The 16,965-nt window shown below is 66.2% G+C and carries 11 protein-coding genes and 2 tRNA genes; 4 read left to right on the top strand and 9 right to left on the bottom strand.

What is annotated here, in order from left to right; all coding sequences use genetic code 11:
• The first annotated feature begins 400 nt into the window (after positions 1-400).
• On the top strand, positions 401-1,534 hold the full coding sequence (locus U1E69_RS11415; protein WP_322244499.1) for a serine/threonine-protein kinase: 1,134 nt from the start codon (positions 401-403) through the stop codon (positions 1,532-1,534).
• On the opposite strand, the gene U1E69_RS11410 is transcribed toward U1E69_RS11415, so the two are convergent.
• From U1E69_RS11410 to tgt, 9 genes are all read right to left on the bottom strand, one after another.
• Positions 1,535-2,719 carry an efflux RND transporter periplasmic adaptor subunit gene (locus tag U1E69_RS11410; protein WP_322244498.1) on the bottom strand — a complete coding sequence of 395 codons (1,185 nt, stop codon included), beginning with the start codon at positions 2,717-2,719 and terminating at the stop codon, positions 1,535-1,537.
• Positions 2,720-2,722: 3 nt separating this feature from the next.
• Entirely contained in the window at positions 2,723-5,080 is a 2,358-nt protein-coding gene (locus U1E69_RS11405; RefSeq protein ID WP_322244497.1) for an ABC transporter permease, read from the bottom strand.
• Positions 5,077-5,793 (bottom strand): ABC transporter ATP-binding protein, encoded by a 717-nt coding sequence (locus U1E69_RS11400; RefSeq protein WP_322244496.1) that lies wholly within the window; start codon positions 5,791-5,793, stop codon positions 5,077-5,079. Before U1E69_RS11400 ends, U1E69_RS11405 begins: the two co-directional genes overlap by 4 nt.
• Positions 5,794-5,878: 85 nt before the next feature.
• A tRNA-Val gene (locus U1E69_RS11395) sits at positions 5,879-5,954 on the bottom strand.
• A gap of 86 nt (positions 5,955-6,040) precedes the next feature.
• Positions 6,041-6,115 (bottom strand) — tRNA-Val (locus U1E69_RS11390).
• A gap of 13 nt (positions 6,116-6,128) precedes the next feature.
• Positions 6,129-6,536 carry an HU family DNA-binding protein gene (locus U1E69_RS11385; protein WP_322244495.1) on the bottom strand — a complete coding sequence of 136 codons (408 nt, stop codon included), beginning with the start codon at positions 6,534-6,536 and terminating at the stop codon, positions 6,129-6,131.
• A gap of 173 nt (positions 6,537-6,709) precedes the next feature.
• The gene (lon, locus tag U1E69_RS11380; protein ID WP_322244494.1) at positions 6,710-9,109 is read right to left on the bottom strand and encodes an endopeptidase La; all 2,400 of its coding nucleotides are present in this window, start codon (positions 9,107-9,109) and stop codon (positions 6,710-6,712) included.
• Positions 9,110-9,309: 200 nt separating this feature from the next.
• Positions 9,310-10,404: an alkene reductase gene (locus tag U1E69_RS11375; protein ID WP_322244493.1), complete on the bottom strand. Its 1,095-nt coding sequence runs from the start codon at positions 10,402-10,404 to the stop codon at positions 9,310-9,312.
• Positions 10,405-10,531: 127 nt separating this feature from the next.
• Positions 10,532-11,662 (bottom strand): tRNA guanosine(34) transglycosylase Tgt, encoded by a 1,131-nt coding sequence (gene tgt, locus U1E69_RS11370; RefSeq protein ID WP_322244492.1) that lies wholly within the window; start codon positions 11,660-11,662, stop codon positions 10,532-10,534.
• Between the two features lie 155 nt (positions 11,663-11,817).
• On the opposite strand from tgt, the gene U1E69_RS11365 reads away from it, so the two are divergent.
• The 3 genes from U1E69_RS11365 to U1E69_RS11355 are packed head-to-tail and all read left to right on the top strand — an operon-like array spanning position 11,818 to position 16,962.
• Positions 11,818-12,435 carry a TetR/AcrR family transcriptional regulator gene (locus U1E69_RS11365; protein ID WP_322244491.1) on the top strand — a complete coding sequence of 206 codons (618 nt, stop codon included), beginning with the start codon at positions 11,818-11,820 and terminating at the stop codon, positions 12,433-12,435.
• A gap of 4 nt (positions 12,436-12,439) precedes the next feature.
• Positions 12,440-13,627, top strand: a complete 1,188-nt coding sequence (locus U1E69_RS11360) for an efflux RND transporter periplasmic adaptor subunit (RefSeq protein ID WP_322244490.1) — start codon at positions 12,440-12,442, stop codon at positions 13,625-13,627.
• A gap of 11 nt (positions 13,628-13,638) precedes the next feature.
• Positions 13,639-16,962, top strand: coding sequence for an efflux RND transporter permease subunit (locus U1E69_RS11355; RefSeq protein ID WP_322244489.1), 3,324 nt, complete (start codon positions 13,639-13,641; stop codon positions 16,960-16,962).
• The last annotated feature ends 3 nt before the right edge of the window (positions 16,963-16,965 follow it).

Genomic DNA, 16,965 nt, shown 5'->3' with positions numbered 1-16,965 from the left:
GTTGTCGAAGGGGCCACTTCTGCGCGCACTGGATGACATTGCGGCGGGATAGCGGCGCATCCCACTGGGATTACTGACGTTTTTGTCACAGTGGATGCAAGCGAAAGTCGCGGCTCACGCGGCCGTCTGTTCCATTTTTACAATCAGGATCAACATGTTGCGCCCATGCCGAAACTGATGCCAAACTGCGCATACTGGAATGTGCGCATTTGCGCAGTCGAACCCATGCGTTGCAGGTTTGCGCGCCAAAGGTCGGATTGCGTAGAATGACCCACGGGCAGATCGCCGAGGGGGCGTAGTCTAAGGCGATTTACCCAGGGGAAAGCTTGTTCTGTGATGCTGGCGCGGCTCCGCTCTGCCGCCAGCGAGTGATGAGTGACCAGCCGTTTGGGAATGACCAGTGACGCAGAGCCCGACACAGATCAGCAATCAGCTCGAGGCCGAGTTGGGCCGCGTCGATCCCGACGCGTTCGCCGATGATCTGAAGCCGGGGACCCAGCTTCTGGGCGGGCACTACACGATCATCGGCTTTCTCAACAGCGGCGGCTTCGGGATCACCTATCTGGCCAAGGACAGCCTGGACCGGACCGTGGTCATCAAAGAGTGTTTTCCGAACACGCTGTGCCGTCGGTCGACCAGCTTTGTCCGCGCCCGGTCGCGCAAGCATCAGGGCGATTTCCGGGGTTTCGTCGACAGTTTCCTCGCGGAAGCGAAAAGCCTGGCCCGCCTGGTGCATCCGAACATCGTCGGCGTCCATCAGGTGTTCGAGGATAACGACACCGCCTACATGGCGATCGACTATATCGACGGGCGCGATCTGCACGACATCCTGGATTCCACCGACCAGGCCTTCACGCCCGACCAGATCGTCGGCCTGCTGAAGAAGATGCTCTCGGCGGTCGAATTCATTCACCAGGTCGGCATCCTGCACCGCGACATCTCGCCCGACAACATCCTGGTCGACAAGTCCGGCAATCCGATCCTGATCGACTTTGGCGCGGCCAGCGAACAGGTCGCCCGCGCGACCCGGGTCCTGACCGGGCGGCGGGTGATCAAGGAAGGCTACTCGCCACAGGAATTCTATCTGACCGGGGCCGAACAAAGCCCCGCCAGCGACCTTTATTCGCTGGGTGCCACCTTCTACCACGTCATCACCGGCCAGGCCCCGCCGGAAAGCCAGCGCCGTCTCGCCCGCGTGGCCGAAGGCGAGGCTGATCCCTACGTGCCGCTGGCCGGCCGGTACGAGGGCTACCCCAAGGGCTTTCTCGAGGCGATCGACAAGTCCGTCCGCGTCATGCCGCGCGACCGCATCCAGTCGGCCGGCGACTGGCTGGACTGGATCCGCATCGCCGAAGAGGGCGGCCCCCTGCCCGCCGCCCTGACCGACGCGCCGCCAAAGTCGCAGACCCCGCCCCTGGCCCATCATGTCCCGGAAGGCCGGTCCAGCCTTTGGCAGGACTACATGGGCTACATGATCGGCGCGGGCGCGGTTTTCGTGGTGGCGGGGCTGGCCGCGCTGTGGTCGATGCTGTGACTACTGTCCCGGCACCGGCGCAACGCTGACCCCGGCCGTCACCTGATCGGACGGGTGCAGGATCACCCGGTCCCCCGCCGCCAGACCATCCAGCACCTGAGCAAAATCCTCGTTCCGCTCGCCCAAAGTGATGCGCTGCACCTCGGCCCGGCCATCGCGGACGGCGTAAGTCGCCCAGTCCGGCCCATCGCGAAAGAGGGCCCCCACCGGAATGGTCAGAACCCCTTCCTCCCGCCAAAGCGCGATCCGCGCGATGACGCGAAAGCCGTGGCCCAGCCCCTGCCAGTCCCCGGCCGCGCCGGTCAGGCGCAGCACCACCGTCACCCGCTGCTCGTCAATCCCCAGGGCCGAGACCCGGGTCACCGCCGAAGGCTCCACCCGCTCCACCACCGCCGCGACCGAGGGACCGCCCCAGCCATAGACCGTGGCCGCTGCACCCTCGGCCACCCGCACCGCGTCGCGCGACAGAAGCTCGACCACAATCTCCAGATTGCCGGGATCACCCAGCTCCAGGATCGGCGTGCCGGGTTGCACCACCTGCTCGCTTTCCGTCAGCACCCGCAGGACCTTGCCCGACACCGGAGCAAGCATGTCGACGCAGCAGAAGGACCCATTGCCCGGACCCTCAGACCGCAGCATGGCAACCGCGCTTTCCAGTTCCTTTTCGCGCACGGCCAGGTTCGCCACCGCGCTTGAGACCGCAGCCTCGGCCGTCTTCTGTTCGCGGATCGCCGTATCATAGGCGCGGGCCGACATCGCCCCCTTCTGGAACAGCGCCACCGCCCGGTTCGCCTCGCCTTGCGCGAAGTCCCGGTTGGCTTCGGCCTGTGCCAGCTGCGCGCGGGCAAGGTCCGTGGCAGCCTGCGCCGCCGCCGCCGCCGCTTCGGCCACCGCGCGTGCGCGGCTGTCCAAGAGGACGGGCGCTGCCGGGCCGATGCTGGCGACGGGTTGGCCTTCGCTTACCTCATCCCCGGCATGAAGCCCGATGCGCTGCAACTTGCCCGCAATGGTGGCCGAGACGGTGAAGACCTCGCGGATGCGCGCCTCGCCCTCTTCCTCGACGGCCACTTCCAGCGGGCGGGCGGCAACCTCGGCCAGTTCCACCTCGACCGCGCGCGGCAGGAAGGCCCAGACCAGGAAGGCCAGCACGGCAAGGGCGGCAGCGATGGGGATCAGGCGGCGCATTGGCTACTCCCGTGTCTTGAGGACTTCGATCATGTCCAGATTGTTGATCCGCCCCCGGATCGCCCAGGCCGAGACCAGGGCCGCGGCGCAGACCACAAGGCTGGCGATGGCATAGACGTCGCGCTGAACGACGAAGGGCACGCGGTAAAGGTCCGACGAGAACGCCGCCGCCATCGCCGAGGCAATGCCGTAGCCGATCAGCCAGCCCAAGGGCTGCGCCAGCAGGACCACTATGCCCAGCTCGCCAAAAAGCACCCCTGAAACCTTACGGTTGGTGAAGCCCAGGACCCGAAGGCTGGCCAGCTCCCGCCCCTGTTCGGACAGCGCAATGCGGGAAAAGTTGTAGACGACGCCCACCGCAATGATCCCGGCCAGGACGACATAGACCGTAACCATCACGGTGATGTTTTCGGCCAGCGTCTCGCGGAAACGGGTCAGCATCAGGCTGGTGACGCTGACCAGCTCGGTCTTTGGCGTGGCCTTGGCGGCGGCATAGAAGGCGGCAGTCTGCAGCGGGTCAAGCTGAAGGCTGACGCCCGAAACGAGCGCCCCCTCGCCCATCAGCCGGTTCAGCGCGCCGATCTCCATCGCGGCACCAAGGCCCACGTAGCCGACCGACAGCCCGCTGACCGGCAAGGTAACGGTCATGCGGCGGCCCTCTTGCACCTTCACCGTCACCCGGTCGCCGGGGCGGACCTGCAGGGCCTCGGCCAAGGCCTCGGACAGGATCAGGCCCGCGTCCGGCATCGGCATCGGCCGCAACTCCGGGTCCAGGACCCGCGACAGGCGCGGATCGGTCGGGCGGCCGATGATGGCCAGCGTCTTCTCGCGCCCCCGGTGACTGATCGTCGCCGCAACCTGGCGGAAGGGTTCGGCTGCCATCACACCGGGCAGGTTGCGCGCGGCAAAGACCGCCGGCATCGGCTCGGGTGTGCCAAAGACGATCTGCGCATCGTGACGTTCGGATCGGAAGAAGGTGATGTCGATCATCCGGTCAATGGACCCGAAGGACCACAGCGAGGCGACCAGGATCGCCACCGCCATCGCCACGCCCAAGGTGGAACTGGCGGTCCGGAACGGCCAGCGCATCAAGTGGCGCGCGACCATCACCCCGGTCTGCCGCAACTGCATAACCCCGCGAAGCCAAGCGCCACGCGCGCGGTAGACCGCAGGCGACGGGGGGGCCATCGCGACGGCGGGCGGCAGTTGCACCACCGACCGCACCGCGTAAAGCGCACCCGCCACCGCGGCAGCCAGAGTGATGACCGCCGCCACCCCGTAAAGCTGCGGATCACGGGTAAAGACCAGGTAGGGAAACGAAAAGAACCGCGCATACATCTGCGCCAGCCCCACCCCCAGCCAGGCCCCTGCGGCAAAGCCGATCCCGATGCCCGCCACCGCGATCAGCACCACGAATTCCACATAATGCTGCGCCACCGCGCGCGAGGTATAGCCGATGGCTTTCAGAAGCCCGATCTGCTCGCGCTCCAGGGCGATCAGGCGGGTCAGCGTCATGTTCACCAGCATCGCGGCAACCAGCAGAAAGATCGGCGGCAGGACGCGGACCATCGCCCGTAGCTGCTTCAACTCGGCATCCAGGAAGGCATGGCTGATCTGGTCCGCGCGGCCCGTGGCCCCCACCCCGCCATAGCGTTCGGTCAGCCGGTCCAGCGCCTCGATCACGCGGTCAGGGTTGGCACCGGGGGCCAGGTTCAGGACCAGGTTCGAGAACGCGCCCTCCAGGTCATAGGCGGCCTCCAGCCCGGCGCGCGGCGCCCAGACCACGCCGAACCGGCGCGGGTCGGGCATCATCTGGCCGGGACCAAGCGCATAGATGAACTCGGGCGAGAGCGCGACGCCCGTGATCCGCAACGCGCGCCGCTGGCCGTTCATCAGCACCGGCAAAAGGTCCCCCGGCCCCAGCCGATGCGCAGCGGCGAACCCCTCGCTGACCACGATCTCGTCCGCCGACAGCGGCTCGGGCAGGCGTCCCCGCCGCAGATAAAGCCGGTTCAGCCCGCCCGGTTCCGGCAGCGAGACGAACAGGACCGACCCCGGCTCGACCATGCCCGGCAGGTCCATCAGCCCCAGCTTGACGATCCGCGCCTCGGCGTCCAGCACACCCTCGAGCGCGGCCACCTCGCCCAGCAGCGCCCTTGGCGCGCGGGTCACGTCCGCGAAGATCTCGGCAAAGCGGTTCTCGTCGTAATAGCGCGCCCGCGTCTCATAAAGCGAACTGTAGGCGCCGTTCCCCAGGATCAGCGTCGCCACCCCCGCCGCCAGCACCAGCGCGATGGCCAGCACCTGCGCCCAAAGCCGGGCGAGGTCGCGCAGAACCTTGCGTCGCAGGGGTGCGATCACCACGCCACCTCTGACGGCTGCTTTTTCACCGCGTTGACCACTTCCTCGACGATCCGCCCGTCGGCAAAGCGGATCACCCGGTCGGCGATATCTCGGATGGCGGCGTTATGGGTGATGACCAGCGTCGTCGCCCCCACGGTCCGGTTCACCTGGGTCAGCGCCTCCAGCACCTTGATGCCCGTGGCACTGTCCAGAGCCCCCGTGGGTTCATCGCACAGCAGCACCTCGGGGTTCTTGGCGATGGCCCGCGCGATGGCGACCCGTTGCTGCTCGCCGCCGGACAGTTGCGCCGGAAAGTGGTTCGCCCGGTCCTGCAGACCGACCAGCGCCAAGGCCTCGTCGGCCCGCATCGGGCGGCGGGCGATCTCGGTCACCAGCTGGACGTTTTCTCGCGCGGTCAGGCTGGGCACCAGATTGTAGAACTGGAAGACAAAGCCGACATGGTCGCGGCGGTATTGCGTCAGCTGGCCTTCGTCCAGGGCGGTCAGCTGATGGTCCTCGAACCAGACCTCACCGCCCGAGGCCCGGTCCAGCCCGCCGACGATGTTCAGGAACGTCGACTTCCCCGACCCCGAGGGCCCCAGGATGACGATGAACTCTCCTTTGCGCGCCTGGAAGTCGATCCCGCGCAAGGCATGCACCTCCAGCGCGCCGTTGCGATAGACCTTGGTCAGGCCGGTCGCGCGGAAAACGATGTCGCTGGCGTCGGGCATGGGGGGTCCTTTCGGGCCACCAGCCTAACCCGCAGGCCAGGTCCGGGCCTTGATCCGCATCAACAGGATCGGAAAGGATCGGGGATGGTGGGCGGTGAGGGACTCGAACCCCCGACATTCTCGGTGTAAACGAGACGCTCTACCAACTGAGCTAACCGCCCCCGAAATTTCCCTACCGCGATGGCCCGGACCTGACAAGCCCCGGAATGCCGAAGGCGCGCCGGTTGGGGCGCGCCTTGGGGAAGCATGGTGGGCGATAACGGATTTGAACCGCTGACATCTTCGATGTGAACGAAGCGCTCTACCGCTGAGCTAATCGCCCGATGGGCAGGCTTTTAGTCGTCCTCTCCATCGTCTGCAAGGGCCAATCCAGCCGCCTTCGCACCATCAGCCAGGCGCAACTTCAAAGTCAGCGCCGGACCCTTGTTCTTGACCCCGCGCAGCTTGCCCAAGGGTGGGATGGCCAGCGACTTGCCGGTGGCCAGCGCCTCGCCCAGGGCGGCCAGCGTCGCCTCGACCGTGGCTTTCACGTCGGCCTTCTTGCCGCCGGTCGTGCTGGCCACGCTGTCGATCAGGTCCTTCAGCTTGACCACCGCGGCCCTGGTTTCCGGCGCAGCCGTCTCGACCACGGTCAGGACGGGCTTGGCTCCGGCTTCGGCCCCGGGCTTTGCCTTGGCCGGCCGCGCGGGCTTGGGGTCCTTCACGGGTTTGGTCTCGGGGTCCTTGGGCGTGCGCGGAGCCATGATGCCTTCTTCCGGTTAGGTGTGCTGCCGCGATAGTACGCAGCGATTGTCGGGGCGACCAGCGATATGTGGTGCAGCCGGTCCCCCGATGCCACCATGCAAAGACGTCGCCCCGCAAAAAGACAACGGGCGCGCCAGTCTGGCGCGCCCGTCTGCATCTGTGGGTCGGACGATCAGTGCGCGGTCTGGACCGGAGGCACCACACCGCCCGCTGCCCGCGCCGCTGCGGCCGCTTCTTCCGCCGCTTCGTCCCATTCCACCGGCTCGGGCTGGCGCACCAGCGCCTGGGCCAGAACCTCACGGACGTGGGTCACGGGGATGATCGTCAGGCCTTCCTTCACATTCGCCGGAATCTCCGCCAGGTCCTTGGCGTTTTCCTCCGGGATGAAGACCGTCTTGATCCCGCCCCGCAGCGCGGCAAGCAGCTTCTCCTTAAGCCCGCCGATCGGCATCGCATTGCCGCGCAAGCTGACCTCGCCGGTCATGGCGATGTCCTTGCGGACCGGAATCCCGGTCAGGACCGACACGATCGACACAACCATCGCCAGACCGGCCGAGGGCCCGTCCTTCGGCGTCGCCCCGTCCGGCACGTGGACGTGGATGTCCATCGTCTCGAACTTCGGCGGTTTCACCCCGATCTTCGGGCTGATCGAGCGGACATAGCTTGCCGCCGCGTCGATCGATTCCTTCATCACGTCGCCCAGTTTCCCGGTCGTCTTCATCCGGCCCTTGCCCGGCAGCTTCAGCGCCTCGATCTGCAGCAGATCGCCGCCGACGCTGGTCCAGGCCAGACCCGTGACCACGCCGACCTGGTCTTCCTTTTCGGCCAGGCCATAGCGGTGACGCTGGACGCCCAGGAATTCCTCGACCTTGGCCGGATCGACGTCCACCCGTCTGGTCTTGCCCTTCAGGATTTCCGTCACGGCTTTCCGGGCCAGCTTGGCGATCTCACGCTCCAGGTTCCGCACGCCCGCCTCGCGGGTGTAGTAGCGGATGACATGGGTCAGCGCCTCATCGCTGACGCTGAATTCGCCCTTCTTCAGGCCGTTCGCGGCGATCTGCTTGGGCAGAAGGTGCCCCCGCGCGATCTCGCGCTTTTCATCCTCGGTGTAGCCGGCCAGAGGGATGATCTCCATCCGGTCAAGCAGGGGACCCGGCATGTTGTAGCTGTTCGACGTGGTGATGAACATCACGTTGGACAGGTCGTACTCCACCTCCAGGTAGTGATCGACGAAGGTGTTGTTCTGTTCGGGGTCCAGGACCTCCAACAGCGCCGACGCCGGGTCGCCCCGGAAGTCCTGGCCCATCTTGTCGATTTCATCCAGAAGGATCAGCGGGTTGGTGGTCTTGGCCTTCTTCAGCGACTGGATGATCTTGCCGGGCATGGACCCGATATAGGTCCGCCGGTGACCGCGGATTTCGGATTCGTCGCGCACGCCGCCAAGGCTGATGCGGATGAACTCGCGCCCCGTGGCCTTCGCCACCGACCGCCCCAGCGAGGTCTTGCCCACACCCGGAGGTCCGACAAGGCACAGGATCGGCCCTTTCAGCTTGGTCGACCGCGCCTGCACCGCCAGATACTCGACGATCCGCTCCTTCACCTTGTCGAGGCCGAAGTGATCGGTATCCAGCACCTTTTGCGCAGCGCCCAGGTCCTTCTTGACGCGGGACTTCACGCCCCACGGCACGCCCAGAAGCCAGTCAAGGTAGTTGCGCACCACAGTCGCTTCCGCCGACATCGGCGACATCGACTTCAACTTCTTCAGCTCGGCATCCGCCTTCTCGCGCGCTTCCTTGGAAAGCTCGGTCTTGGCGATGCGGGCCTCAAGCTCGGCGACCTCGTTCTGGCCGTCCTCGCCGTCACCCAGTTCCTTCTGAATGGCCTTCATCTGCTCGTTCAGATAGTACTCGCGCTGGGTCTTCTCCATCTGCGTCTTCACGCGGGTCTTGATCTTCTTCTCGACCTGCAGGACCGAAAGTTCGCCCTGCATGTGGCCGTAGACCTTCTCAAGCCGCTCGGCGACGTCAAGCGTTTCCAGGATCACCTGCTTTTGCGCCACATCGACGCCCAGATGGCCCGCCACCAGGTCAGCCAGACGCGCAGGCTCACGCGTGTCCGAAACGGCGGCCAGCGCCTCTTCGGGGATGTTCTTCTTCACCTTGGAATAGCGTTCGAATTCCTCGCTGACCGCGCGGACCAGCGCCTCGACCGAGGTGGTGTCGCCTTCCGTTTCCGGCAGGGTCTCGGCCGTCGCCTCGAAGAAGGACGGGTTCTCGACGAAACCGGTGATCTTCACGCGCGACTTGCCCTCGACCAGAACCTTCACGGTGCCGTCGGGCAGCTTCAGCAGCTGCAGCACATTCGCCAGCACGCCCACGCGGAAGATGTCGTCCGACGCCGGATCATCGGCCGTCGGGTCCTTCTGCGAGGACAGAAGGATCTGCTTGTCATCCTGCATCACCTCTTCCAGCGCGCGGACCGATTTCTCGCGGCCGACAAAAAGCGGCACGATCATGTGGGGAAACACCACGATGTCGCGCAGGGGCAGGACCGGATAGCTTTGGGTGCTCATGTGTCTACCTTCGTTCGCGGCAGCGCTGCGGGGTCCCGACCATCGGCAACCCTGCCCGCTCCGCCTTCAGAATTGTTAACTTGTGGTCCCTTTGCGGGGGATTCAAGTTCTGCTTTGGTTCGACAGAATGAACCTCTGCGTGAAGGGGTGCAAGATGGGAAAGCGCCGGACCCGTCACCGGGTCCGGGCATGGATATGGATCACGCGGCGGTTTTGGCCAGAGCCGGATAGTCGGTGTACCCCGCACGCCCGCCGCCATAAAGGCCTTCGGTCGGCAAGGGGTTCAACGGCGCATCCTGGGCCAGACGCTCGGCCAGATCGGGGTTCGAGATGTAAAGCTTGCCGAACGCCACCAGATCGACCTTGCCGGACGCCACGGCCGCCACCGCCGTCTCGCGGGTATAGCCGTTGTTGGCGATATAGGTGCCCTTGAAGCGATCACGCAGCGCTTCCAGCGCGCCCTCGGGCCAGTCGCGCGGGCCGCCGGTCTGCCCCTCGACCATATGCAGGAAGGCCACGCCCGCCGCGTTCAAGACGTCGATCGCCGCGCCAAAGGTGGCCATCGTATCGCTGTCGATGCCGACGTTGTTGGCGTTCGAGAACGGGCTGAGCCGCACCCCGACGCGTCCCGGTCCAAGGATCTCGGTCACAGCCGTCACCACCTCGGCCAGGAAGCGGACGCGGTTGGCGACCGACCCGCCATAGGCATCGGTCCGGGTGTTCGAGGTGTCGCGCAGGAACTGGTCGATCAGATAGCCATTGGCCGCGTGAATCTCGACCCCGTCAAAGCCCGCCGCATCGGCGTTGCGGGCGGCCTGGCGGTAGTCTTCGATCACACGCGGAATCTCGGCCAGGTCCAGCGCGCGCGGGACCGAGGTTTCGACGAACCCCGTGCCGTCAAAGGTCTTCGACGCAGCCCCGATGGCCGACGGCGCAACGGGTGCCGCCCCGCCGGGCTGCAGCGAGGTATGGCTGATCCGGCCGACGTGCCAGATCTGGGCCGCGATCTTGCCGCCCTTGGCATGGACCGCCTCGGTCACGGCCTTCCACCCGGCAACCTGCGCGGCCGAATAGATGCCAGGTGTCCAGGCATATCCCTTGCCCTCGGGCGAGATCTGGGTGCCCTCGGTGATGATCAGACCGGCCCCGGCCCGCTGGGCGTAGTATTCGGCGTGAATGTCATAGGGGGTGTCATCCTCGGCCCGGGCGCGGTTGCGCGTCAGCGGGGCCATGACGATGCGGTTCCTGACGGCGATGTCGCCAACAGTGGTCGCGGTGAAAAGCAGGTCGGTCATCTGGATACTTCCTTGAACGGTAGGTTCGGTATCCTAGGTAAGCCCTGCAAAAATCGTCACAACCCGCGTTTCAGCCCGGACCTTCGTGCAAATTTGCACAGGCCCGGATGCCTCACGCAGCCTCGGGTCAAAGCGGGTCAATATCCCCACCGGCCCGTGTCGCATGGAAACCGGCCACGAAAGCGGCCAGACTGCCCGCTGCAATCGCATCGCGCAGCCCCTGCATCAGCACCTGATAATAATGCAGGTTGTGCCAGGTCAAAAGCATGCTGCCGATGATCTCGTCCGCCTTCACGACATGGTGCAGATAGGCGCGCGAATAGCTTCGGCAGGCCGGGCACTGACAGCCGTCCTCCAAGGGGCGCGGGTCGTCCTTGTGCCGCGCGTTCCGCAAGTTCACCTGCCCCCGCGCCGTCCAGGCCTGTCCCGTCCGCCCGGACCGTGAGGGCAGCACGCAGTCCATCATGTCGATGCCCCGCTCTACCGCGCCCACGATGTCGTCAGGCTTGCCCACCCCCATCAGGTAGCGCGGCTTGTCGGCGGGCAGGAACCCCGGCGCGTAGTCAAGGACGCCAAACATCGCCTCCTGCCCCTCGCCCACGGCCAACCCGCCCACCGCATAGCCGTCGAAGCCGATGGCCTTCAACGCCTCGGCCGATTCCTCGCGCAACGCGCGCGTCACCCCGCCCTGCATGATCCCGAAGAGGGCATGTCCCGGCCGGTCGCCAAAGGCATCGCGAGACCGCTGCGCCCAGCGCATCGACAGGCGCATCGACTTGGCCACCTCATCCTCGGTCGCGGGCAAGGCGGGGCATTCGTCGAAACACATCACGATGTCCGACCCCAGAAGCTTCTGGATCTCCATGCTGCGTTCCGGCGTCAGCATGTGCTTGGACCCGTCGATGTGCGAGGAAAACCGGACGCCCTCCTCGGTCAGCTTGCGCAAGGCCCCCAGGGACATCACCTGAAAACCGCCACTGTCGGTCAGGATCGGCTTTGACCAGTTCATGAAGCGGTGCAACCCGCCCAAGGCCGCCACCCGCTCTGCCGTCGGTCGCAGCATCAGGTGGTAGGTGTTGCCCAGAAGGATGTCTGCCCCCGTCGCCGCCACGCTTTCCGGCAGCATCGCCTTCACGGTCGCAGCCGTCCCCACCGGCATGAAGGCGGGTGTCCGAATCTGCCCCCTCGGGGTCGAGATCACCCCGGTCCGCGCCGCACCATCCGTCGCCGCCACGTTGAAACTGATGCCCGTCGCCATGCCATTCGTCCTTGTGTTGCCGCTCCTTTGGGCCAAATCCGGCGAAAAGTGAAGCACAACACATCCAGTGTGCCCCATCTGCCGTAAAGACACTTGACCTCTGCGGAAGCTTCGCTATTTGCAGTGAATGAACGTTCATTCCCAGGCCCACTGACATGCCCCCGCTGCCACACCCCATCCCCGCGGCCGATATTCGCAGCCATGAGATTCTGGCCTCGATCCGTCAGGCTTTCGCCGAAAAGGGGTTTGACGGTGCCTCGATGCAGGACCTGGCCCGCGCCGCGGGGATGAGCGTCGGCAACTTCTACCGCTACTTTCCGTCCAAGGCCGCCATCGTCCAGGCGATGTGCGGCTATGACCTGGCCGAAATCGAAGGCGAGTTCGCGCAGATCCAGACCTCGGACACCCCGATGATCTGCCTGCGCGACCGCATCCTGAACCACTTCTCGGAAGAGTCGCTGAAGGACGGCCAGCTTTGGGCCGAAATCACCGCCGCCGCGATCCGCAAACCCGAAATCGGCGAGGCCGCGCGCCAGATGGAAGAGACGATCGTCTCCCTTCTGACCGCGATCTTCGCCCACACCACCCGCCGCCCGCTTGAAGACGCCCGCACCCGCTATGAAGGCCAGTGCCAGATGCTGGTCATGCTGGTGAAGGCGATGGCGACCCGCACGGCCCAGTGCGGCCCGGCCAGCCCCGCCCTTGCGGCCCAGGTGGTCGCCGTGATCGACGGCATCCTTGCCCATATCTCCAACGACAAAGCTGAAGGCTAAGCCCATGCGCCCGACCCTGATCCTTGCCGCCCTTATCGCCTTCGCCCCCCTTGTGCCCGTCCAGGCGCAAGAGGCTGTCGCCGCCGAGAACATCCCCGAAACCGCCCCGGTTCTGCCCGCCATCACCGTCAGCACGGTGGGGATGGCGCAGCTTTCCGACCGGATCATCGCCTCGGGCCTGATCGCCGCCGTCGAAGAGGTGCAGGTCGCCCCCCTGGTCGAAGGCCAGCCACTGGATCAGCTGCTCGTCGACGTCGGCGACATGGTGACGGAAGGCCAGGTCCTTGCCGTCCTGTCCAGGACCACGCTGGAGCTGCAGATGACCGAATCCGCCGCCTCGCTCGCCGCCGCGAAATCCGCCATCGCCCAGGCCGAGGCGCAGCTGGTCGAAGCCCAGACCGCCCGGGATGAGGCCCAGCGCGTCGCCGACCGCACGACGAAACTTCGCGAACAGGGCACCGCGCCCCAGGCCCAGGCCGATACGGCGCGCGCCAATGCGCTTTCGGCCAACGCCCGCGTCATGGTCGCCACGCAGGGCCTGGAATCCGCCCGCGCGCAACTCGCCCTGGCCGAAGCGCGGCTGGAGAATGTCAGCCTCATGCTGTCGCGCACCGAGGTGAAAGCCCCCGTCGCCGGCAAGATCGTCGCGCGGAACGCCAGGATCGGGGCCATCGCCACATCCGCCGGTCAGCCGATGTTCGTCATCACCCGTGATGCCGCCCTGGAACTGCGCGCCGATGTGGCCGAAACCGACCTTCTGCGCCTGGCCCCCGGCCAGAAAGCGCATCTGCGCGCCGTCGGCATGGGCGGCGTGCTGGACGGCACCCTCCGCCTTGTGGAACCGTCCATCGACCCGGTGACGCGCCTGGGCCGCGTGCGGATCACGGTCGACAGCTCCAACGCCTCGCTCCGCACTGGCATGTTCGTCGAAGCCGAGATTCTGGCCGCCCAGACCGACGCCCTGGCCGTCCCCGTGACCGCCATCGGCTCCTCGCCCGAGGGGGCCACCGTGATGCGGGTCACGGATGGCGTGGTCGAGCGCGTCGCCGTCAAGACCGGCATCCGCGACGGCGGCCTGGTCGAGATCACCGAGGGGCTGGCTCAGGGCGACCTTGTCGTGACCAAGGCCGGGGCCTTCGTCCGTCCCGGTGACCGGATCAACCCGGTCCCCGCCCCCACCCCCGTGAACTGAGGAGCGCGACCATGAACTTCTCCGCCTGGTCGATCCGAAACCCGGTCGCGCCGCTCCTCGGCTTCTTCCTTCTGCTGGTCCTGGGCTGGCAAAGCTTCAACGCCCTGCCGATCACCCGTTTCCCGAACATCGACGTCCCGCTCGTCGCCGTGTCCGTCGCCCAGTCCGGCGCTGCCCCGGCCGAGATGGAAAGCCAAGTCACCAAGGAAATCGAGGACGCCGTCGCCGGCCTGACCGGCGCCAAACGCGTCACCTCGACCGTCACCGACGGCGTATCGACCACCGTCGTCGAATTCCGCATGGAGGTGCCCACCGACAAGGCCGTCCAGGACGTCAAGGACGCCGTCGACCAGATCCGCGGCGACCTGCCCGGCGGGATCGAGGCCCCGATCGTCACCCGCATCGACGTCGAAGGCCAGGCGATCATGACCTTCTCGGTCACCGCCCCTGACATGACGATGGAGGAAATCTCCTGGTTCGTCGACAACACCGTGACCCGCGCCTTGCAGGGCAAACCCGGCATCGGCCGCGTGACCCGCATCGGCGGGGCCGACCGCGAGATCCGGGTGGAACTCGACCCGGTGCGGCTGGACAGCTACGGCGTCACCGCCCAGGCCATCAGCGCCCAGATCGCCCAGACCAACGCCAACCTTGGCGCGGGCAAGATCAGCCTTGGCACCGGCGAACAGGTGATCCGCACTCTGGGTGACCAGGGCACCGTGGAAAGCCTTGCCAACACCACCATCGCCCTTCCTTCAGGACGCTTCGTCAAGCTTTCAGACCTGGGCCAGGTGATCGACAGCTATGAAGAGCTGAAAAGCTTCTCCCGCATCAACGGCGAGCCGGGCGTCACCTTCCTGGTCTTCCGCGCCAAGGGCGCCTCCGAGGTTTCGGTCGCCGAAATCACCAACGGCGTGGTCGACGACCTGCGCCAGCAATTCCCGAACGTCGGCATCACGATGGTCGACGATTCCGTCTTCTACACCTACGGCAACTACGAAGCGGCCATCCACACCCTCCTGGAAGGCGCGCTGCTGGCGATCCTCGTCGTGCTGGCCTTCCTGCGCAACTGGCGCGCCACGCTGATCTCGGCCATCGCGCTGCCATTGTCCGCGATCCCGACCTTCTGGCTGATGGACATGCTGGGCTTCTCCTTGAACCTGGTCAGCTTCCTTGCGCTCACGCTGGCCACCGGCATCCTGGTCGACGACGCCATCGTCGAAATCGAGAACATCGCCCGCCACATCCGCATGGGCAAAACCCCCTACCGCGCCGCGATCGAGGCCGCGGACGAGATCGGCCTGGCCGTCATCGCCACCACCTTCACCATCGTCGCGGTCTTTGTCCCGGTCAGCTTCATGCCCGGTATTCCCGGCCAGTACTTCCGACAATTCGGCCTGACCGTCGCCATCGCCGTCCTCTTCTCGCTCTTGGTCGCGCGCCTCATCACCCCGATGATGGCCGCCTACCTGATGCGCACCAAGGACGCCCAGGGGCACGAAGACCAGTCCGACGGTTTCATCATGCGCGGCTACATGTGGCTGGTCCACGCGACGACCAAGGTCCGCCGGTCGAAGACCCGCAGCTGGCTGGCCCTGCCGACCTATTACATCACCCTTGTCGTCGCGGTGATCGTGGTGATCTTCTCGGTCATCGCCATGCTGCAGGTCCCCGGCAGCCTGTTCCCGCCCGAGGATGAAAGCCGCATCGTCGTGTCCGTGGAACTTCCCCCCGGCTCAACCCTCGACGACACCTCCGCCACCACCGACGCGATGCGCGAGATCGTCAAGGACATCGACGGGGTGCAATCCGTCCTTGTCATCGGCGGCTCCACCCCGCTGGGCGAACGCGACACCCGCCGCGCGACCTTCACCATCATCCTCGACCGGCTGGACAACGGGTTGCAGCGCAAGCTGATCGAACTGGGCGAGGCCCTGCCCGGCATCAATGCGCTCATCCCCGAAATCCCCTCCGAAGGCCGCATCCGCCCGCAAAGCGCGATCGAGACCGAGGTCTTCGACGCCCTGAAAACCATCCCCGACGTCCGCGCCTTCAAGGCCGCGACGATGGGCGGCGGCGCGCGTCCGTTCTCGTATGACATCCTGTCGGACGACGCCGACGACCTGGACCTCGCGATCCAGAAGATCGAAGAGGCGCTGCGCGAGGAACCGATGTTCCTCAACACCTCGACCGAGGCCGCCCTGCCGCGTCCCGAAATCCAGATCACGCCAAAGGCGGACGAGGCCGCGCGTCTGGGCGTCACTGTCCAGCAGATTGCCTCCGTAGTCCGCGTCGCCACCATCGGCGATGTCTCGGCCGCCCTTGGCAAGCTTTCCATCGACAACCGGCTGATCCCGATCCGGGTGCAGCTGGACGAGGTGTCGCGCGACAACCTCGCCCGCATCTCGGCGCTGAAGGTGATGACCGCAAGCGGCCCGGTGCCGCTGGCAACCGTCGCCACGGTCGAGGTTGCCGAAGGCCCCTCGGTCGTGAAACGCCTGAACCGCCTGCGCGTCGCCACTCTGGGCGCCGACATCGCGCCGGGCTTCGTCCTCGACCAGGCCACCGCGCGCTTCCAGGAACTGCTGCCAAGCCTGGGCCTGCCCGCGTCGGTCCAGGTCACGCCTTCGGGCGACGCCGAGGTTCAGGCCGAACTGCTGGGCAGCTTCCAGAATGCGATGATCCTGGGCGTCCTTCTGATGATGTTCGTGCTGATCCTTCTCTTTCATTCAGTCCTGCAGCCGATCACCATCATCTTCTCGCTGCTGCTGTCGGTGGGCGGCGTGGCGACGGCGCTGATCGTCACGCAGAACCCGCTCTCGATGCCCGTGCTGATCGGCATCCTGATGCTGATGGGGATCGTGGCGAAGAACGCGATCCTGCTCATCGACTTCGCCATCGAGATGCGGGCCCGCGGCATGGACCGCATCGAAGCGGTGATCGAAGCCGGCCACAAGCGCGCCCGCCCCATCGTGATGACCTCCATCGCGATGTCCGCCGGGATGCTGCCCTCGGCCCTAGGGGTTGGTGAAGGCGGTGCCTTCCGCGCCCCGATGGCCATCGCCGTGATGGGCGGGATCATCGTCTCGACGGTGCTCAGCCTGGTCGTGGTGCCGTCGATGTATCTGGTGATGGACGACCTGTCGCGGCTCTTCTCCTGGGTTCTGGGCCGGTTCATCGGCAAGAAGGACATCGAACCCGTCGCGCCGGATGCCCTTGTCCTGGCCGACAACATCGCCCGCAACCAGGTCGACGTGGCACTGCTGCAGGGCCGGATCTCGCTTCTGGAGGACGCCCTCGCCCGTCGCACGCCGAAACCGCACGCGGCCGAATAGGGC

Origin of the sequence: Tabrizicola sp. (assembly GCF_034366665.1) — a bacterium.
In the GTDB taxonomy this organism is placed as follows: Bacteria; Pseudomonadota; Alphaproteobacteria; order Rhodobacterales; family Rhodobacteraceae; genus Tabrizicola.
This window is presented reverse-complemented; position numbering and strand designations above follow the sequence as displayed.